This window comes from Bradyrhizobium sp. CCBAU 51745, from assembly GCF_028128715.1.
Lineage (GTDB): Bacteria > Pseudomonadota > Alphaproteobacteria > Rhizobiales > Xanthobacteraceae > Bradyrhizobium > Bradyrhizobium manausense.
The window spans coordinates 1-20,273 of the sequence record NZ_LBJP01000060.1; the positions used below are offsets into that span (position 1 = coordinate 1).

The following is a 20,273-nucleotide window of genomic DNA, read 5'->3' on the forward strand; positions in this document are numbered from 1 at the left end:
GAGGCGATCGCCTGGGCCCCGCGCCGGCGCCGTCCGCCCCCGGCCCGCGCCCGCGGCACGGCGTCCAGCAGCGCCCGCGTGTAGGGATGGGCGCAGCGCTCGAACAGATCTTCGGGGCGCCCCTGCTCGACCACCCGGCCGAGATACATCACCGCGACCTCGTCGCAGAGATAATCGACGACCGCGAGGTCGTGGCTGATCAGGATGTAGCTGAGGCCGAACTGCTCCTGCAGATCCTGCATCAGGTTGAGGACCTGCGCCTGCACCGAGACGTCGAGCGCGGAGACCGGCTCATCCGCAACGATCAGCTTTGGCTGGGTGATCAGCGCACGCGCAATCGCGATGCGCTGGCGCTGACCGCCGGAGAATTCGTGCGGATATTTGTCCATATCCGCTTCGCGCAATCCGACCTGCTTCAGCACCGTCGCGACGCGGGCACGGAAGGCGGTCCGGTCGGCATCGTCAAGCACGGTGAGCGGCTCGGCGACGATGCGGGCAATGGTTTGGCGTGGGTCGAGCGAACCGTACGGGTCCTGAAATACCATCTGGAAATCGCGCCGCGCACGGCGCAGTTCATCAGGAGAGATGCGGTTGAGATCGCGGCCGAGCAGCGTGACCTGCCCTGCCGCCGGCCGCTCCAGCGCCATCACGACGCGCGCAAACGTGGATTTGCCCGAACCGGATTCGCCGACGATGCCGAGGCTTTTGCCGCCCTGAACCTGCAGGCTGACGCCGTTGAGCGCGCGCACCTGGCCGGGCGGACGGAACAGGTTTTCGCGCGGCAGCGTGTAACGCTGCTCGAGATCCTTGACGTCGAGAAGCGGCGCTGCGGTCATGCGGACAGCGCCCCGACATTCGCGGCCATCGAAACGTCGGTTCTGATGCAGCGGACATTGTGGCCGGCCCCGACCTCCACCATCGGCGGCAGCGCAGAGCGACATCGTTCGATCACCAGCGGACATCGATCGGCAAAAGTGCAGCCGGAGGGCAGATCGGCGAGTTCCGGCACCGTGCCCGAGATCGTCGTCAGCCGCGTCCCCTTACGCGCGCCGAGTTTTGGGCGGGCGCGGAACAGGCCCTGCGTATAGGGATGCCCCATCCGGCGGAACACCTCGTCGGTCGGCCCGCTCTCGACGACCGTGCCGCCATACATCACCATCATGCGCTGCACGTTCTCGGCGATGACGCCGAGATCGTGCGAGATCAGGATCATCGACATGCCGCGCTCCTCGACAAGATCGGCGATGAGGTCGAGGATCTGGCCCTGGATGGTGACGTCGAGCGCCGTGGTCGGCTCATCCGCGATCAACAGCTCCGGCTCGCAGGCGAGCGCCATCGCAATGGTGACGCGCTGGCGCTGGCCGCCGGAGAACTGGTGCGGATAGGCATCGATACGCTTGGCGGGATCGGGCAGCCCGACACGGTCGAGCAATGCGATCGCTTCTTTGCGCGCCTGCGCAGCGGAGTATCTCTTGTGGCGCCGCAGGGGTTCTGCGACCTGGTGCCCGATCGTGTGCATCGGGTTCAGCGCCGTCATCGGCTCCTGGAAGATCATGCTGATGCGATTGCCGCGCAGCTTGCAGTATTCCGCGTCAGGCAGCCGCGCGAGCTCGGCACCATCAAGCTTGATGCTGCCGGTGACGACGGCACTATCAGGCAGCAACCCCATCAGCGACAGCGCCGTGACCGACTTGCCGCAGCCGGATTCGCCGACGAGCCCGAGCGTCTCGCCGCGCTTCAACGCAAAACTGACGCCGCGCACGGCCTGCGCCGGGCCGCGGCTGGTGTTGAGGCGGACGCCGAGATTGTCGACCTCGATCAGGGTTGCGGAATCGGCCATCGTCATCGCTCCCGCGCCAGACGGGGATCGAGCAGATCGCGCAAGCCGTCACCGAGCAGATTGAGGCCGAGCACCGCGATTGCGATCGCCGCGCCCGGATAGACCGCGAGCATCGGCGACTGGAACAGCATGGTCTGCGCATCGTTCAGCATGCGGCCCCAGGACGGCTGCGGCGGCTGCGTGCCGAGGCCGAGATAGGACAGCGCGGCTTCTGCAAGAATGGCGAGCGCGAACTGGATGGTCGCCTGCACGATCAGGATCGACAGGATGTTCGGCAAGACGTGCTCGATGGTGATACGGAACGCGCCCTTGCCCGAGGCGCGCGCGGCCAACACGAATTCGCGCGCCCAGATCGCATTGGCCGAGCCGCGCGTCAGCCGGGTCAAGGTCGGGATCTGGAAGATGCCGATCGCGATGATCGAGGTCACCATGCCCGGTCCTGCCACCGCGGCGAGCATGATCGCCGACAGCACGGCCGGAAAGGCAAAGGTGAAATCGGAGAAGCGCATGATGATCTCTTCGGTCCAGCCGCGCTTGGCCGAAGCGATCAGGCCGAGGCAGACGCCGAAGGAAAGACCGATGCTGACCGCGATAACGCCGACCAGGATGGTCGAGCGCGCGCCCGCGAGCAGCAGCGAGACGATGTCGCGGCCGAAGGAATCGGTGCCGAGCCAGTGCGCCGCCGACGGCGGCCGGAGTTTCGCGGCGATATCGATCTCGTACGGAGACCACGGCGTCCACACCAGCGAGAGCAGCGCCGAGGCGACCACCAGCAGGCTGAGCAGGCCACCCAGCACAAAACTGCGATGGCGCAGCGCGCGGCTCCAGAATGTGCGTGCCGGCAAGGGCCGCGTTGCGATCGGCGCGTCAACCGGGGGGGAAAGCTGCGCGCTCACAGGTCGTGCACCTTGATGCGGGGATCGATGAAGGCATAGAGCACATCGACCACGAAATTGACGATGACCACCATGGCCGCCAGCAGCATCACGCAATTGCGCACCACGATGAGGTCGCGGTTGGCGATCGACTGGAAGATCAGCCGGCCGAGGCCGGGCAAATAGAACACGTTCTCAATCACGATGGTGCCGGCCAGCAGGTTGGCAAATTGCAGGCCCATCACCGTCATCACCGGGATCATGGCATTGCGCAGCACGTGGCTCCACAGCACCTCGCGCTTGCCGAGCCCCTTCGCGCGCGCCGTGCGGACAAAATCTTCGCGCAGCACTTCGAGCACGGCTGACCGTGTCACGCGGGCGAGGATCGCGGCCTGCACGACAGCGAGCGAGATCGATGGCAGCAGCAACGATTTGACACCCAGCCAGATGCCGTCATCCCAGCCGGCGAAGCCGCCTGCGGAAAGCCATTGCAGCCGCACCGCGAACAGCAGAACCAGGAGAATGGCAAACCAGAAGTTCGGCAACGCGATGCCCACTTGCGTCAGCGACATCACGCCGACGTCGCCGAGCTTGTTGTGGTTGGCCGCGGTGTAAATGCCGGCCGAGAGCGCCAGCACCACCGTGATCAGCATCGAGATGATCGCAAGCGGGATGGTCAGCACCAGCCGCTCTGCGATCAGGCTCGCAACCGGCGTGCCATAGACATAGGAATTGCCGAGATCGCCGACGACGAGACCCTTGATCCATTGCAGGTAGCGGATCGCCAGCGGCTGGTCGAGCCCGAGCTTGATCGTGAGCGCACGGACCGCGTCAGGCGAGGCGTCAGCCCCCATCAGCATCTGCGCGGCATTTCCAGGCAGCGCGTCCAGCACCAGGAAAATGATCACGGATGCGCCTACCAGCGTCGCCAGCAATGTCAGGACACGTCGGAGGACAAATACGCTCATGCGCGGTCGGGTTCGGGGCTCATCAGCGGCACGATCAACATGTCCGGACGCCGGACGCAAGCCCTTTGCGGCCTATACATGCCGTCATTCCGGCCGGCGGGCGAGAAGATCGGACGAGGCCTCGAACAGCGCACTGACCCGCAGCAATTCCGCGTCAAGCCGGAAGCGGCCGACGAGTTGGAGCCCGATCGGCAGGCCGTCACGGCCGAAGCCGCAGGGCAGACTGATCGCGGGGTGGCCGGTCATGTTGAACGGCATGGTCCAGGGGAACCAGTGCGGCCGGACGCTATCAAACTGCACCCCGTCGATTTCGATCTTGCCGAACAGGTCCTGGTCGATCGGCAGTGCGGTGCGGGTGATGGTCGGCATCGCCAGCAAATGCCCGCGCGCAAGCAGGGATTGCACCCGACGGAACAACGCCGTGCGCGCGAACATCGCCTCCTGATAGTCGACGCCGCTGACATTGGTCGCGAGTGCAATCTGCTTGATGAAGGCGTCGCTAAGAACCTCGCGATGCTCGGCCACCAGCTTCGAGAAGCGCGAGCGCCAGACGGTGTGGTTGATGGCGCGCCAGATCGGCTCGACATCGTAGCCCTCGCCGGAGAACTCCTCGAGCTCGGCACCGAGGCTAGCGAGCCGGTCGAGGCTCGCCTTGAAGGCGGCGGCGACATCGGCCGACACGGGCCGGCCGGGCGGCGAAGCACAGAACAGGATTTTTTGCCCGCGCAGATCGCCGCGCGGGGCGGCGGTGCCGATGAAGTCAGGCACGGGCAAACCGATCGACCAAGGATCGCAGGAATCTTCGCCCGCCATCGCCTGCATCATCAGCGCCGTGTCGGCGACCGTGCGCGTGGTCGGCGTGACATAGGTCTGGTTGCCGAACGCATCGAGCGCCTGGCTGTGCGCGATCACGCCGTTGCTCTGCTTCAAGCCAACGACTCCGTTGCAGGCGGCGGGAATTCGCGTCGAGCCGCCGCCATCGGTCGCGATCGCCAGCGGCGCGATGCCGCTCGCCACCGCCACGGCCGCGCCGCCGCTGGAGCCGCCGGAGGAGCGCTCCGCGCTCCAGGCATTGCGGGTGCGGCCGAACAGCGGCGAGTCGGTCAGGCACTTGCTGCCGAATTCGGGCGTCGTCGTCTTGCCAATCAGGATCGCGCCTTCCGCGCGCAGCTTCCCGACCGCGACCGCATCTTCGGTCGGCACATTGTCCTTGTAGGGAACTGCGCCGAAGGTGGTCCTCACGCCCTTGGTGTTGACGATGTCCTTGACCGTCATGGGAAGCCCGTGCAGCAGGCCAAGCCGCTCGCCGGCCATCACCTTGCGCTCGGCCTCGCGCGCCGCTGCCATCGCCTCGTCGCCGCAGATCGTGATGAAGCAGTTCAGCTTGGGCTGAAGCGCTTCGGCGCGAGCGAGCGCAGCGCGGGTGATTTCGACGGGGGAAATCTGCTTGTTCGCAATCAGCGGACGCAATTCGGTTGCGGACAGCAGGCAGGGATCGCCGTTCATCGTCAAATCATGCTCCGAAGCGGGCCGCCGTTGGCCTCATGCATTGACATCGAGAATGACAGTTTTGTTAACTCGGCGTCCAATACGATTTTGGTGGTCAACCCATACGGTTTGGGTATGCCTATGGATCTTCGCCGTCTCCGCTATTTCGTCGCCGTGGCCGAGGCCCGCAGCGTCGGCAAGGCCGCCGAACAGTTGCGGATGGCGCAGCCGCCGCTCTCTGTCCAGATCCGCAAGCTCGAGGCAGAGGTCGGCGCGCCGCTATTTCACCGCGGCACGCGCGGCATGGACCTGACGGAGGCGGGCCAAGCCCTGCTGGCGCGCGCCGGCGAGGCCCTGGCGCTGGCGGCCGACGGCATCGAAGCCGCTCGCGCGGTCGCGGCTGGCAGGCGCGGGCGGCTCTCGGTCGGCTACATGTTCGTGCTGGCGAACGCCGTGCTGCCGCGGCTGATTCCGGAGCTGCGGCGATCCATTCCTGGCGTCGATCTCGACTTCGTCGACCTCAGCGCATCAACGCGCGAGGCGCGGCTGCTCGACCGCAGCGTCACGGTTGCACTGTGCATGCCGGCGATCCACCATCCTGAAATCCAGGTGACGCGGATCGGCGCGCAACCCTTCATGCTGGCGATGGCGAACAGCTCGCCGCTGGCACGTCTCGGCGCCGTACCGATCGCGCGCTTGCAGGGCCGCCCGCTAATCGCACTACCACCGCCGGAGCGGGACCCCGCCTCCTCCGCGGTCGCGGCCCTGCTGCGGCGGCATCAAATCGTGATGCCGATCGCTAGCCGGGTGGAGACGGTGAATTCGGCGATGAGCCTGGTTCTTGCCGGTGAGGGGCTCGCGATCCTGCCGGCCTGTGCCAAGCTCGGTGCGCCGCGCGGCATCGTGTTCCGGCCGCTGGGCGATGTCGCCGATTCCATCGACATCGCGGTGTGCTGGCGGCGAGATTCGCAGAGTCCGCTCATCCCTAAATTTCTGAAATGCGCCGAAAAGGCTGTCGCGCGACTGTGACGCGGCCTACCAGCTCCAGCTGATCTCGTGGCTCCAGGGCGGATCGGCGCCCGGGCGGGTGCAGGTGAGGCCGGCGCAGTTTGCGGCAAAAGACAATGCGCGACGAAGCCCATCGGCGCTGATGTCCTTGAGTTGCTGTCTGGCGAGACGGCCCTGCTTGTGCAGTGCGAACAGCAATGCGGCCTGAAAGCTGTCACCGGCGCCGATGGTATCGGCGACCGCGACCTTCGGCGCCTCGACCTCGATCTGGCCCGTCTTCGCATGCCAGGCGATGGCGCCGTTGTTGCCGCGGGTGATGACGACAAGGCTCGGGCCCTGCCCCAGCATGGCGTCCGCGCGCTGCTGATACGGCTCCTCGCCGAAGAGATAAGCGAAGTCGACGTCCGACATCTTGATGAGATCGGCTTGGGTCGCGAACTGCACCATGCGGGCGAGATAGCCCGGCTTGTCCTTGACCAGATTGGGCCGGCAATTCGGATCGAAGGAGATCGTCGACGTCGCCTTGGCATCTGCAATCAACGCTTTGGTCTCGGCGGCGCCTTGATCGTTGACCAGCGTGGTCGAGCCGACATGAACAGCTTCGACCGTATCGAACGGGAGGGTGCCGCGCCGAAACGTCCAATTCCGGGTCGCGGTCTCGGCGTCATAGAACGCATAATGCGACTCGCCGGCGACGATGCGGACGAAGGCCAGCGTGGTCTGGTGATCGCTGCGCGTGGCGAAACCAAGCTCGACATTAGATGCGGCGGCATGCTCCGCGATCATGCTTCCGAACATGTCGTTCGAGATGCCGCCGACAAAACCGGTGGGGGCGCCGAGCCGCGCGATGCCGATCGCGACGTTGAGACAGGAGCCGCCGACCGCCGGCATCACCGCTTCGCGGCCCTCGGCGTTTTTCGTCGGCACGAAATCAATCAGTGCATCGCCGCAAGAAATCAGCATGTCTCTCAACAGGTCCTTCTAACTCTTGGCGATGTCGCGCATCGCCGCGCGACTGTCGCGATCGACCTCGCGCAGCAGCTTGTACACCTCGCGCTTCCTGGTGTGAAATGCGGCCATGTCGGGCGCGGTCGGTTCGCTCTTGCGCCCGAGCGCCGACATCTTTGCCATGGTCTCGCCGATCGAGGCATAGGCGCCGCCGGCGACCGCACCGAGCATCGCGGCGCCCAAGAGCACCGGCTCCCTGGTCTGCGGCAACGCGACGGTGAGGCCGGTGGTATCGGCCATGATCTGCCGCACCAAGGGGCTGCGGCTGGCGCCGCCGCCCATGATCATGATGCCGGCATGAACGCCATGCGCGGCAAAGGCTTCGATTACCTCGGCGAGTCCATAAGCGAGCCCGCACAGGCCTGCAACGAAGAGCCGCTCCATCGAACCGACATCGGTGTCGAGATCGAGGCCGGCGATCACAGCGCGCGTATCGGGGTCGGCGTAAGGCGAGCGGTTGCCGATGAACTCGGGGAGCACATGGACGTCGCGGGCGAGCAGTGCCGCGCGGCTGGCATCGCCGGCGCGCGCGATGATGCGGCGCTCGAGAAACTCGATGAGGTCGACACCCTCATTCTTCGCCGCCGCACTCGCCTCGGCATGGCCCGGATGCGATCTGAGAAGGTGGTCGATCGCCGCGCCGGCGGCCGATTGGCCGCCTTCGTTGAGCCAGAAGTTCGGCACCATACCGGAATAATAGGGACCCCAGACGCCCGGCACGAAGCACGGATCCTTCGTGGTCGCCATGATGCAGGCCGACGTTCCCATGATGTAGGCCAGACGATCGGTGACGTCAGTCGTTCCGCCCGACCCGTCGCGTCCGCCGATCGCGCCGATGCCGCCGGCGTGAGCATCGATCAGGGAGGCGCCGACCGGGGTGCCCGCGGACAGGCCGAGATCGACGGCGGCGGCGCGGGTGAGGCCGGCGCCGAGCCGCGTGCCAGGGGCAACGATCTCGGTACCGATGCGGGCGTATTTTTCACTCACGAAGTCGGACAGGCCGATGCGCTTGAAGAACGGCGCGCTCCAGCCGCCGCCGTCATGGGCGAGATAGTTCCATTTGCAGGTGACGGTGCAGGTCGAGCGCTGCAGCGATCCGGTCGCGCGCCAGGTCAGATAGTCTGCCAGATCGAAGAAATGCCCGGCGGAATCAAAGCTCGCGCGCAGATGACGCTTGAGCCACAATAGCTTCGGCATCTCCATCTCGGGTGAGATCGAGCCGCCGACGTAGCGCAGCACGTCGTCTGCGGTCTCGTTGATCAGCCGCGCCTCGGCGATGGCGCGATGGTCCATCCAGACAATGACGTTGCGTTGCTTCTCGCCCGAGGCGCTGACCGTGACCGGCTCGCCCTCGCGGTCGAGCACAACCAGGGAACAGGTCGCGTCGAAACCGATGCCGCCGACACTGTCGGGCGCGATGGCCGCCTCCGCCGTCGCCGCCCGCACCGATTTGACACAGGCCTCCCAGATGTCCTGCGAGGACTGCTCGACGATGTCGCCGGCCTCGTGCCAGACCCGGATCGGATGCTTGGCGGTCGCAAGCAGCGTTCCCGCCTCGTCAAACACCCCTGCCCGCGTGCTCGTGGTCCCTACATCGACGCCGATATACGCTCGCGGCATTGTCGCTCCCGGTGGCTTCCGTCAGTTTTGACGGCAAGCCTACCAGCAAGTGTAGCCGCCATCCACCAGCACGATGCTGCCGGTCATCAGGCTCGCGGCCTCAGATGCCAGGAACAGCACGACCGAGGCGATCTCCTCGACCTGCCCCATCCGCCCCATCGGAGTTCCACCGATCCAGGCGTCGTACATTTTCGGGGTGCTCTTCACGAAGGCGTTGAGCGGCGTGTCGATATAGGTCGGCGCCACCGCATTGACGCGGATGCCGCGCGCGCCCCATTCGGCAGCCAGCGACTTGGTCAGATGGTGCACGCCGGCCTTGGAGGCATTGTAGAAGCACTGCTCCTGCGGCTTGTTGACGATGAAGCCGGACATCGAGCCGACATTGACGATCGCGCCGCTTTTGGCCTTGAGCATATGCTTGCCGAACTCGCGGCAGCACCAGAAGGTGCCGTTGAGATTGACATCGATGACGTTGAGCCAGTGCTCATCGGTCACGGTCTCGGCCGGGGTTTCGCTGCGCGCAATGCCGGCGTTGTTGACGAGGATGTCAACCTTGCCGTGCCGGGCGACGAGATCGTTCGCCACCTCCGCCACCCGTTTGGTGTCGGTAACGTCCATGATCGCGGTCTCGATGTCATAACCCTTCGCCTTCAGGCTGGCCTTGGCGTCGCCGGCGACTTTGTTGTCGCGGTCACCAATAGTGACCTTAGCACCGGCTTCGGCCAGCGCTTCGGCGCAGGCGAGCCCAATGCCCTGCCCGCCGCCGGTGATGAACGCAGTCTTGCCGCTCAGCTTGAATTTTTCCAGGTACATGGTCGTAGTCCCGTTTCTTGTTAGTTCCTGATCGCATTGCCGCTCGCGTCGAAGCGGTGGATGCGCGTGGGGTCCGGCAGCAGCGACACGCGGTCGCCGGCATGCAGGCTCAATTCGCCGATGTAGCGCGCGGTCAGCATCCCGAGCGGCCCGGCGTCGACATAAAGAAAGGTGTCGCTGCCGAGGTGCTCGGCGACCGCGATCGTCCCCTGCCAGCCTCCAGCGCCTTCGCGCTCGATCTTGAGATGCTCCGGACGCACGCCGATTGTGGCCGCGCCCTGCTGCGCAGCGCTGTCGCCGGTGACGAAATTCATCTTGGGCGAGCCGATGAAGCCGGCGACAAAGAGATTGGCGGGCCGCTCGTAGAGCTCCAGCGGCGAGCCGTATTGCTCGATCTTGCCGGCGTTCAGCACGACGATCTTGTCGGCCATGGTCATGGCCTCGACCTGGTCGTGGGTGACATAGATCGCGGTGGTGCCGAGCTGCTTCTGGAGCCGCGTCACCTCGATGCGCATCTGCACGCGCAGCGCGGCGTCGAGATTGGACAGCGGTTCGTCGAACAGGAACCCCTTGGGCTCGCGGACGATGGCGCGCCCGATCGCGACGCGCTGGCGCTGGCCGCCGGAGAGCTCTCGCGGCTTGCGGTCAAGATAAGGCGTGAGGTTCAGCGTCGCCGCGGCCGCCTCGACCTTGCGATTGATCTCGTCCTTGGGCAATCCCGCCATCTTCAGGCCAAAGCCGATGTTGCCGCGCACGCTCATATGTGGATAGAGCGCATAGGACTGGAACACCATCGACAGGCCGCGCTTGGCCGGCGGCGTGTCGACGACGTTCTTGCCGTCGATCAGGATGGCGCCGCCGGTAACGTCCTCGAGGCCTGCGATCAGCCGAAGCAGCGTGGTCTTGCCGCAGCCGGAAGGACCGACAAAGACGACGAAGGAGCCGTCAGCGATGTCGAGATCGGCGCCCTTGATGATGTGCACGGGGCCGAAGGATTTCTGCACGCCTTGAAGTGTGATCTGACCCATGATCCGGCAGCCCCTTTATTTCACCGCGCCGAAGGTGAGCCCGCGCACGAGCTGCTTCTGGCTGAACCAACCGAGGACGAGAATAGGCGCGATCGCCAGCGTCGAGGCCGCCGACAGCTTGGCCCAGAACAGTCCTTCGGGACTTGAATATGAGGCAATAAAAACCGTCAGCGGTGCGGCCGCCGAAGTGGACAGGTTGAGCGTCCAGAATGCCTCGTTCCAGGCCAGGATCAAATTAAGCAGCATGGTCGAAGCAAGCCCCGGGATCGCCATCGGCGTCAGCACGTAGATAAGCTCGCGGCCGATGGTGGCGCCGTCCATGCGCGCGGCTTCGAGGATGTCGCGCGGGATCTCCTTGAAATAGGTGAACAGCATCCAGATCACGATCGGCAGATTGCCGAGGCAGAGGATGAAGACCAGGCCAATGCGGGAATCGAGCAGGCCGAAGGACTTGTAGATCAGGTAGATTGGCACCAGCACGCCGACCGGCGGCATCATCTTGGTCGAAAGCATCCAGAGCAGGACGTCCTTGGTACGCTTGGTCGGCGAAAACGCCATCGACCAGGCCGCGGGGACTGCGATCAGGAGCGCAATCAACGTCGAGCCGCCAGCGATGATGATCGAGTTCATCGCATGGTGGAAATAATCGCTGCGTTCCTGCACCGTCGCATAGTTTTCCAGGGTCCAGCGGAAGAACAGGAAGGACGGCGGGATCGCAAAAGCCTCGAGCTCCGTCTTGAAACTCGCCAGCACCATCCACAGGATCGGAAAGAAGATCAGGAAGCCGAAGAACCACGCCCCGATCGTCGAGACCACCACCCGCTGCGTTGTTGACTTGCGCGCCATCTTTCTAGGCTTCCAGGTTACGGCCGACGATGCGGACCAGGAAGAACGCGACGACGTTGGCGATGACCACCGCGACAAGGCCGCCCGCCGAGGCGCTGCCGACGTCGAACTGAATCAGCGCCTGCGAATAGATCAGGAAGGCGATATTGGTGGTTTGCAGGCCCGGCCCGCCGCCGGTGGTGACGAAGATCTCGGCGAACACCGTCAGCAGGAAGATGGTCTCGATCAAGATCACCACGGTGATCGGGCGCGCCAGATGCGGCAGCGTGATGTAGATGAAGGTCGAGATCGCGCTGGCACCATCCATCTCGGCCGCTTCCTTCTGCTCTTCGTCGAGCGATTGCAGCGCGGTCAGCAGGATCAGCGTCGCAAACGGCAGCCATTGCCAGGCCACGATCAGGATCACCGAGAACAGCGGCACGTCGTTGAACCAGTCGACCGGCGTGAGCCCGACCAGCTTGGCGAGCCAGGCGAACAGGCCCGAGACAGGGTGCATCAGCAGGTTCTTCCAGACCAGCGCGCTCACAGTCGGCATCACGAAGAACGGCGCGATCACCATCAGGCGGACGAAGTTGCGACCGACCACGGGCTGGTCGAGCAGCAGCGCCAGCGGAATCCCGAGCACGATCGTCAGCGCCAGCACGGAGCCGACCAGCACCAGCGTGTTCTGGAGCGAGGCGAGAAAGGCCGGATCGGTGAGGAAGTAGCGGAAGTTTTCCAGTCCAACGAAGGATTCCGAACCGGGATCGAGCAGGCTGTAATGCAGGGTCGAGAAATAGATCGTCAGCGCGAGCGGAACGATCATCCAGATGAACAGCAATCCGACGGCTGGCGCCAGGAGCGACCGCGCAAGAAACTGCGTCTGCCGGGTTGCCATCCTCGGGATCTCCCTCAGAGCGTTTTCGAGCGAAGTGGAGGCCTCGCGGGAAGAAAACGCGTCAGAATAAAACCTTGGGAAGAAGGCGGCCATCCATCGCGCAAGGAGTGGACGGCCGCGAGTTGAGCTCAGGGAGAGCTCGGGTTTACTTGATGTAGCCGGCGCGCTTCATCTCGCGCTCGGTGGCAGATTGCGCCGCAGCCAGCGCCGCGTCCACCGTCATCGATCCCGCAAGCGCGGCCGAGAACTGCTGCCCGACTTGCGTGCCGATGCCCTGGAATTCGGGGATCGCGGCATATTGCACGCCGACATAAGGCACCGGCTTCACGGTCGGCTTGTTCGGGTCGGCTGCGTCGATCGATGCCAGCGTCATCTTGGCGAAGGGCGCGGCTTTCACATACTCAGGATTCTGGTAGAGCGAGGTGCGCGTACCCGGCGGCACGTTGGCCCAGCCCTCCTTCGCGGCCACGAGCTTGGTGTAGTCCTTGCTCGTTGCCCAGGCGATGAACTTCTCGGCCGCATCGGCCTTCTTGGAGCCTGCGGGAATCGCCAGACTCCAGGCCCACAGCCAGTTGGCGTTCTTGCCGAGCCCTGTGTTGGGCGCCAGCGCAAAGCCGACCTTGTCCGCAACATTCGAGTCCTTCGGGTTGGTGACGAAGGACGCAGCGACCGTCGCGTCGATCCACATCGCGCATTTGCCGGCATTGAACAGTGCGAGGTTCTCGTTAAATCCGTTCGAGCTCGCGCCGGGAGGGCCGGCGTCCTTCATCAGATTGACGTAGGTCGTGAGCGTCGTCTTCCATTCCGGCGTGTTGAACTGCGGCTCCCACTTCTCGTCGAACCAGCGCGCGCCGTATGAATTGGCCATCGCCGAGAGGAACGCCATGTTCTCGCCCCAGCCGGCCTTGCCGCGCAGGCAGATGCCGTAGACGCCGGCGTTCTTGTCAGTGAGCTTCTTGGCGGCATCGATGACGAAATCCCAGGTCGGCGTTTCCGGCATCTTCAGGCCGGCCTTGTCGAACAGATCGGTGCGGTACATCACCATCGAGCTCTCGCCGTAGAATGGCGCGGCATAAAGCTTGCCGTCGACGGAGACGGCGTCCTTGATCTTCGGCAGAAGGTCGGCAACGTCGTAGTCGGCGCCGAGATTGGCGAGCGGCACCAGCCAGCCCTTCTTGGCCCAGATCGGCACCTCGTAGGTGCCGATGGTCAGCACGTCGAACTGACCGCCCTTGGTGGCAATATCGGTGGTGACGCGCTGGCGCAGCACGTTCTCCTCCAGCGTCACCCATTTTACCGAGATGTCCGGGTTTGCCTTGGTGAATTCGCCGGTCAGCCCCTGCATGCGGATCATGTCGCCATTGTTGACAGTGGCGATCGTCAGAGTCGTTTCGGCGATCGCGGGGACGGCAAGCAGTACGGACGCGCCGCAGACGGCGCCCAGAATGTGTTTCACGGTGTCCTCCCTCAACTCGCGCTTTGAGCATATGCCCACGCGTTGGGCGTATGTTCGGCTGAGGTGCCACAGATGTCAAGCAGGCGCGCGGGCGTTTTGGCAAGTTATGAGTGCTGCGGTGCGGGAGGATGCGAGCTGATCCTCATTGAAGGTCGTCATGCCCGGGCTTGTCCCGGGCATCCACGTTCTCAGTGCTGCAAGAAAGACGTCGATGGCCGGGTCAAGCCCGGCCATGACGACGCAGAGACCTTCGCGGGACCAAACGCCTACCGGTCCAGGATCGCCCTTGCGGTGGCCTCGTCCGTGATCAGGCCGTTGATCAGGCGCCCGTTTAGGGCTGCTGCGATCGCGGACACCTTGGCCGCACCGACCGCGGCGCCGATGGTCGTGGCCTTCGCGGGCACCTCTGGCGGAATGCTGGTGAGGCGCTTGTTGGTGCCGGCCTTGAGCAAACGGCCCTTGGAATCATAGGCCCAGCCGGTGATCTCGCCGATCGCGCCCTGCCGCATCATCTCGAACAATTCATCGCGGGTGACGAAGCCGTCGATATGGACCTGCGCTCTCTGATCCATTTGGCCGATACCGACAAGACGCAGATCGGCCTTGGCGGCGACCGCCTTGACCTTCGCGATCGGCTCGATGCGAACCATCCTGTTGCGCTCGTCCTCAGACGACATCAGGAACGGCAGCGGCATCGGATAATGCCGTGCGCCGGTGCGGTCAGCGAGCCGGCCGACGGTGTCGTAGAAGCTCGCCGAACCGTCCGCGGAGATGTTGCCGACCAGCGATACGATCTGATGGTTGGGCCGGTCGATCGGGGTGACGCGCTCGACCGCGGCGCGCACGGCCCGCCCCGTGCCGAGCGCCACGATCACGGGTGTCTCAGAGCGCAGCGTCGCATCGAGCAGATTGGCGCAACGCTCGGCAATTCCGGCGTTGGACTGCGGCGAGGCTGGATCGGCAGGCACGACCTCGCAATGGCGGAGATCAAAGCGCTCCTTCAGGCGCGCCGCCAGCTCCATGCAGGCTGCGATCGGATGTTCAAGCCGGAACGTGATCAGCCGCTCGGCGAGGCACAGCGACACCAGTCGCTGCGCCGAGGCGCGCGACACCTGGAGCATCTTTGCGATCTCGTCCTGGGTGTGGCCGGCAATGAAATAGAGCCAGCCGGCGCGCGCGGCGTCGTCGAGCCTGGATTTTTCGTTCTCGGCGGCCATGCGGCCTCACGCCCCCCAGAAATCGCTCATCTGTGCGAAGACCCGATCGGCCCCGGCGGCGGACAATATAGCGCGGCCGTCGCGGCTCCGATAATGGGCACCGCCGACAAATCCCCAGACCATCATCCCGGCCGCCTTGGCAGCCTGGACGCCGCTGACACTGTCCTCGATCACCAGGGTGCGAGAAGGGCTGGCCTGCATCTTGCCGGCGGCATGGAGAAAGAGATCCGGAGCCGGCTTGCCGTACCTGACCATTTGCGCGGTGTAGAGCCGATCGCCGAAATGCGGGGCGAGACCGGTGACCTCAAGCGACAGCGAGACGCGGTCAAGGTCGCTCGACGATGCGACACAGCATGGCGTCTTCAATCTCGACAGCACGGTGCCGACGCCGGGAATCGGCTGGAGCGAGCCGGCAAACGTCTCGAGCACGCGCGCCTTCAGTCGCGGAAGGAATTCGCTCGGCAGAACCTGGCCGAGCTCGCGGTAATGCTGCTCGATCGCCCCCGTGCTGCGTCCGAGAAAGAGCTCGAGCGCCTGCTCCACACTGAGCTGAAGGCCGAACAGCGCCAGCACCTCGGACAGGCAGCGACAGCTGAGCAGTTCGCTGTCGACGAGCACGCCGTCGCAATCGAAGATGATCAGATCGGGTTTTGGCCGGTCCAGGTCCATCCCGTCATTCGATCATATACCCAGATGATGAGCAATAGTTCAAAACTCGGTACGCCGCGCCGGGGCAACCCGCGGCAGGACGAGCTGAAATTGCGTTCCGCCGCCCGGCTTGCTTTCAAGCCGGAGCTGCCCGCCCAACCGATCGACGACGATGCTGTGGACGATGTGCAGGCCAAGACCGCTCGCGCCATCGTGCCGGCGCGTCGTAAAGAAAGGATCAAACGCCCGCCGCTCCACGTCCGGCGCCATGCCGCAGCCGTCATCCGCAAACGAGAGCGCGATATGCTCCTGGCCGGAGGGGCCGATCGATACGTTGATGGTCCCACGCTGGCCGCCGGGGAATGCGTGGGTCATCGCATTGACGGTGAGATTGGTCAGAGCCTGGCCAAACGGCCCGGGATAGCTGTCCATCGCAAGATCCGGCATGCAGTTGACGCTGAGCGCGATGCCACGCTGTCGAAGCTGCCGCGCGAATTGCGAGAGCACCTGGCCGGTCAGTTCTCCCGCGTCAAAGCTTCGTCGATGGGACTCGGTCTGGTCGGCCGCAACCTGCTTGAACGATTGGACGCGCTCGGCGGCTCGTCCGAGATTGGTGACAAGTTGCGCCGACGCATCGTTCACCAATTCCAGAAACCCGATCAATGTCGAACGCCTGAGGTTCCCGCGCGCGACTTCCGCCGCGAACTGTTCGGCCTTGCGCTGGAGCGTCGAAGCCACCGTCAGGCTGCTGCCGAGTGGAGTATTGATCTCGTGCGCGACGCCTGCGACCATACGTCCGAGCGCGGCGAGCTTTTCCGCCTCGATCAGGGAGTCCTGGATATCGCGCAAGTGCCGAAGCGCCGTTTCGGCAGCATCTCTGGCACCGCGGATTTCGCGTTCGGCCCGCTTTCGTTCGGTGATCTCCTCAGCCGCCACATTGACCGCAACGATCTCGCCATTTGGCATCCGCAGCGGATGCCAATAGGTGACCCAGGAGCGCTCATCGAGCTGATCAGCCCGCTGCCCCGCCACTTCGATGCCGATCACTGGCTCGCCCGTTACCATGATCGAACGCACGATCTGTTCGACTGACTCCGCCAACGCGGGCACGCAATCCCGCACAGTATGCCCGAGATGTCCCTCGACGGAGATACCGCAGATTTCGGTCAGGCGCTGGTTGATCAGCAGATACCGGCAGTCCGGCGACAGACAGGCGAGCCCGATCGGGGCGGTATCGTAGATCAGCTGCAACGCCGGCAATGTCGAGACCAGCATCAGCTCCGATGCCGGCGATGACCTCGCTGTGCTCGTCACTCAAATTCCCCGTGATCCCTTGCACCAACTGCATGAAATTCGCGCGGGATTGGTCGTCGGTTGATCTAGATCAACAGACCAGGCGGCGTCACAGCCATCGGCCTTCGGACGCGGCGCGGCCTTCACCGGGATTTTGAAGAAGCGACCGGCCGCGGTCGAGAGATCGCGGCCCGGTGGCGTGATCACTCCGGTCAAAACAGAACAAAGGCGCCGATCAGCAAACCCGCCGCGAAGGACATCAGTCCCAGGGTGCAGACGGAAACGATGCGCACGAGGATGCGAAGCCGCACCTCATACTCGTCGTCCGTCATTTCGTTGATACGAGCCGCCACTGGTGCTGCCCTGCCCGTGCGCTGTTCGGCAACCTTTGGATCTTAGCCCAAATCATGGTCAAGGCGAGGCATCGGTCTCGGTCGCGATGCCAATGCCGTGATGGGATTGAGGAAAATTGGACCGTATGAGGGCGGAGCCGGAGCCCCGCCCCGCGGGCAATCTATTCCTATCGTCGCTGGTTATAGACGTCGATGCACACAGCTCCGAGCAGCACCAGGCCCTTGATGACCTGCTGGTAGTCGATGCCGATGCCGAGGATAGACATGCCGTTGTTCATCACGCCCATGATCATGGCGCCGACCACGGCACCGCCGACGCGGCCGACGCCGCCATAGGCCGAAGCGCCACCAATGAAGCAAGCGGCGATGACGTCGAGCTCGAAGCCGAGACCGGCTTTCGGCGTCGCGGTGTTGAGGCGCGCGGCGAAGACGAGACCGGCGAGCGCGGCGAGCACGCCCATGTTGACGAAGGTGAAGAAAGTCAGCCGTTCGGTCTTGATGCCCGACAGGCCAGCCGCCTTGGCGTTGCCACCAACGGCATAGATCTGGCGGCCAATCACGGTGCGGCGGGTGACGAAACCATAGAGCGCGATCAGGACGCTCATGATCACGAGCACGTTAGGCAGGCCGCGATAAGTCGCGATCAAATAGGTGAAATAGAGCACGGCAAAGGCGAGCACGACACTCTTGCCGAGGAAGAACGCGTAGGGTTCAACCTCGATGCCGTGCGACACCTCGCGCGCGCGGCTCTTGGCGCTGGCGTAGACCAGACCGAGCGCCAGCACCGCTCCGATCAGCATCGAAGTGGGATGCAGCGTGCCGGCCTCTGGCAGCAGCTCCGGAATGAAGCCCGACGACAGCTTCTGGAAGGTCGACGGGAACGGCCCGAGCGACTGGCCCTGCAACACGGCAAGCGCAAGGCCCTTGAACACCAGCATGCCCGCCAGCGTCACGATGAACGACGGGATCTTGAAATAAGCGACCCAATAGCCCTGCGCCGCGCCGATAGCCGCCCCGACCGCAAGACAGATCAGGAAGGCGAGCGTGTAGTCGACCTTGTATGTCACCATCAGAAGCGCGGCGACCGCACCGACGAAGCCCGCGACCGATCCGACCGACAGGTCGATATGGCCGGTGACGATTACCAGCAGCATGCCCAGCGCCATGATGACGATGTAGCTGTTCTGGAGCACCAGGTTCGTCAGGTTCAACGGCTGCAACAGCGTGCCGCTGGTCATGACCTGGAAGAACAGCATGATCGCAATCAGCGACATCAGCATGCCGTAGTTGCGCAAATTGTTCTTGATGAAGCTGCCGTGCCGGCGCTCCTCGGGCAGCGACACCGTCTTGTCGGTCATGGCTGCGATCCTCCCATCTCCGCGGCCCTGGCCGCGCCGTTTCCGTTGCTTCGTTCGTTGCGCATGATAGCGCGCATGATGTTTTCCTGTGTCGCCTCAGCGCCCGGGAACTCGCCGACGAAGGCCCCGTCGTTCATGACACAGATGCGGTCGCAGATGCCGAGCAGCTCGGGCATCTCCGAAGAGATCACCACGACGCCGCGGCCGGCCTCCGCCAGTTCGTTGATAATACAGTAAATCTCGTATTTGGCACCGACGTCGATGCCCCTTGTCGGCTCATCCAGGATCAGCACCTTGGGGTCGGTCATCAGCCATTTCGACAACACGACCTTCTGCTGGTTCCCGCCGGACAGCTGGCCGGTCTCCTGGTAGACGTCGGAGCAGCGGATCCGCATCCGGTTGCGGTAATCGCTGGCGACCTTCAGCTCGGCGATGTCGTCGATCACCCGCCCCGGCGCGACCTGGTCGAGGCTTGCCAGTGTAATGTTCTTGCGCACGTCGTCGGCCAGGATCAGGCCGAGCTGCTTGCGGTCCTCGGTGACATAGGCAAGGCCGGCGTCGATGGCGGCCGCGACGGTCGGCAGCACGATCTCGTGACCCTCGAGGGCAATGCGGCCGCTGATATTGGTCCCCCAGGAGCGGCCGAACAGGCTCATGGCGAACTCGGTGCGACCGGCCCCCATCAGCCCGGCAATGCCGACGACCTCGCCGCGCTTGACGCCGAAATTGACATTCTTGATCACCTGCCGATCGGGATGGATGGGGTGATAGACCGACCAGTTCGAAACCTCGAGCACCGGTTCGCCGATCTTGGCGCTGCGCTCGGGAAAACGATGGGCAAGGTCGCGGTTGACCATGCTGCGGATGATGCGGTCTTCCTGGATCGGCTCGGCGCGGCAGTCGATACCGTCGACGGTGCGTCCGTCGCGCAGCACGGTGATGTGGTCGGCGACGCGGGCGACCTCGTTGAGCTTGTGCGAGATCAGGATCGAGCCGATGCCCTGCTCGCGGAACTTCATCAGGCGTTCGAGCAGTGCAGCGCTATCGGCCTCGTTCAGGCTCGCGGTCGGCTCATCCAGGATCAGCATCCGGACGCGTTTGGACAGCGCCTTGGCAATTTCGACCAGCTGCTGCTTGCCGACGCCGAGATCGGTGATCAGCGTATCCGGCGATTCCTTCAGACCGACCTGCGCGAGCAGCTCGCGCGTGCGCCGGTACACCTGGTCGCGATCGATCACGCCGAATTTTGACGGCGGATGCGAGAGAAAAATATTCTCCGCAATCGACATCAGCGGAATCAGCGCCAACTCCTGATGGATGATGATGATGCCGAGCGCCTCGGAATCGTTGATGTCGCGGAACCGGCGCTCCTGGCCCTCGAAGATAATGGTGCCTTCATAGCTGCCCGCCGGGTAGACCCCGCTCAGCACCTTCATCAAGGTTGATTTTCCGGCGCCGTTCTCGCCGACGAGGGCGTGGATCTGCCCGGCTTCAACCGAGAAATTGACGTCACGCAGCGCCTGCACACCGGCAAAGCTCTTGCTGACGTTGCGCATCTCCAGCATGGCGGTCATTGC

At 64.3% G+C, this 20,273-nt stretch carries 19 protein-coding genes; 1 reads left to right on the forward strand and 18 read right to left on the reverse strand.

The window, feature by feature from the left end:
- From XH98_RS14495 to XH98_RS14515, 5 genes are all read right to left on the reverse strand, one after another.
- A partial coding sequence (locus XH98_RS14495; protein WP_271619014.1) for an ATP-binding cassette domain-containing protein occupies positions 1–836 on the reverse strand: 836 nt, incomplete at its 3' end.
- Positions 833–1,840, reverse strand: coding sequence for an ABC transporter ATP-binding protein (locus tag XH98_RS14500; protein WP_271602155.1), 1,008 nt, complete (start codon positions 1,838–1,840; stop codon positions 833–835). The genes XH98_RS14500 and XH98_RS14495, both read right to left, overlap by 4 nt.
- A gap of 2 nt (positions 1,841–1,842) precedes the next feature.
- The gene (locus XH98_RS14505; RefSeq protein WP_271602156.1) at positions 1,843–2,736 is read right to left on the reverse strand and encodes an ABC transporter permease; all 894 of its coding nucleotides are present in this window, start codon (positions 2,734–2,736) and stop codon (positions 1,843–1,845) included.
- A complete protein-coding gene (locus XH98_RS14510; RefSeq protein ID WP_220002742.1) occupies positions 2,733–3,683 on the reverse strand; it encodes an ABC transporter permease in 951 nt (316 codons plus the stop codon). Before XH98_RS14510 ends, XH98_RS14505 begins: the two co-directional genes overlap by 4 nt.
- Before the next feature lie 84 nt (positions 3,684–3,767).
- Positions 3,768–5,189 (reverse strand): amidase, encoded by a 1,422-nt coding sequence (locus XH98_RS14515; RefSeq protein WP_271619015.1) that lies wholly within the window; start codon positions 5,187–5,189, stop codon positions 3,768–3,770.
- A 123-nt stretch (positions 5,190–5,312) separates the two neighbouring features.
- Between XH98_RS14515 and XH98_RS14520 the strand changes: the two genes are divergently transcribed.
- Positions 5,313–6,200: a LysR family transcriptional regulator gene (locus tag XH98_RS14520; protein WP_220002740.1), complete on the forward strand. Its 888-nt coding sequence runs from the start codon at positions 5,313–5,315 to the stop codon at positions 6,198–6,200.
- 6 nt (positions 6,201–6,206) lie between these two features.
- Here the strand turns inward: XH98_RS14520 and XH98_RS14525 are convergent, their stop codons facing one another.
- From XH98_RS14525 to mmsA, 13 genes are all read right to left on the reverse strand, one after another.
- A complete protein-coding gene (locus tag XH98_RS14525; RefSeq protein WP_271602158.1) occupies positions 6,207–7,142 on the reverse strand; it encodes a carbohydrate kinase family protein in 936 nt (311 codons plus the stop codon).
- Positions 7,143–7,160: 18 nt separating this feature from the next.
- On the reverse strand, positions 7,161–8,807 hold the full coding sequence (locus XH98_RS14530) for an FGGY-family carbohydrate kinase (RefSeq protein WP_271619016.1): 1,647 nt from the start codon (positions 8,805–8,807) through the stop codon (positions 7,161–7,163).
- A gap of 39 nt (positions 8,808–8,846) precedes the next feature.
- Positions 8,847–9,620 (reverse strand): SDR family NAD(P)-dependent oxidoreductase, encoded by a 774-nt coding sequence (locus XH98_RS14535; RefSeq protein WP_220002737.1) that lies wholly within the window; start codon positions 9,618–9,620, stop codon positions 8,847–8,849.
- A gap of 20 nt (positions 9,621–9,640) precedes the next feature.
- Positions 9,641–10,648, reverse strand: coding sequence for an ABC transporter ATP-binding protein (locus tag XH98_RS14540; protein ID WP_220002736.1), 1,008 nt, complete (start codon positions 10,646–10,648; stop codon positions 9,641–9,643).
- 15 nt (positions 10,649–10,663) lie between these two features.
- Entirely contained in the window at positions 10,664–11,494 is an 831-nt protein-coding gene (locus XH98_RS14545; RefSeq protein ID WP_220002735.1) for a carbohydrate ABC transporter permease, read from the reverse strand.
- A gap of 4 nt (positions 11,495–11,498) precedes the next feature.
- A complete protein-coding gene (locus XH98_RS14550) occupies positions 11,499–12,371 on the reverse strand; it encodes a carbohydrate ABC transporter permease (RefSeq protein ID WP_220002734.1) in 873 nt (290 codons plus the stop codon).
- 145 nt (positions 12,372–12,516) lie between these two features.
- A complete protein-coding gene (locus XH98_RS14555) occupies positions 12,517–13,827 on the reverse strand; it encodes an ABC transporter substrate-binding protein (protein WP_271602161.1) in 1,311 nt (436 codons plus the stop codon).
- Positions 13,828–14,093: 266 nt separating this feature from the next.
- Positions 14,094–15,044 (reverse strand): sugar-binding transcriptional regulator, encoded by a 951-nt coding sequence (locus tag XH98_RS14560; RefSeq protein WP_271602162.1) that lies wholly within the window; start codon positions 15,042–15,044, stop codon positions 14,094–14,096.
- 6 nt (positions 15,045–15,050) lie between these two features.
- The gene (locus tag XH98_RS14565; RefSeq protein ID WP_271602163.1) at positions 15,051–15,713 is read right to left on the reverse strand and encodes an HAD family hydrolase; all 663 of its coding nucleotides are present in this window, start codon (positions 15,711–15,713) and stop codon (positions 15,051–15,053) included.
- A 39-nt stretch (positions 15,714–15,752) separates the two neighbouring features.
- Positions 15,753–17,006 (reverse strand): sensor histidine kinase, encoded by a 1,254-nt coding sequence (locus XH98_RS14570; RefSeq protein WP_271619017.1) that lies wholly within the window; start codon positions 17,004–17,006, stop codon positions 15,753–15,755.
- 191 nt (positions 17,007–17,197) lie between these two features.
- Positions 17,198–17,338 carry a hypothetical protein gene (locus XH98_RS14575; protein WP_157083801.1) on the reverse strand — a complete coding sequence of 47 codons (141 nt, stop codon included), beginning with the start codon at positions 17,336–17,338 and terminating at the stop codon, positions 17,198–17,200.
- A gap of 167 nt (positions 17,339–17,505) precedes the next feature.
- Positions 17,506–18,696, reverse strand: coding sequence for a multiple monosaccharide ABC transporter permease (gene mmsB, locus XH98_RS14580; RefSeq protein ID WP_271602165.1), 1,191 nt, complete (start codon positions 18,694–18,696; stop codon positions 17,506–17,508).
- Entirely contained in the window at positions 18,693–20,270 is a 1,578-nt protein-coding gene (gene mmsA / locus XH98_RS14585; RefSeq protein ID WP_057758944.1) for a multiple monosaccharide ABC transporter ATP-binding protein, read from the reverse strand. The genes mmsB and mmsA overlap by 4 nt, the downstream gene beginning before the upstream one ends.
- Positions 20,271–20,273 lie beyond the last annotated feature (3 nt).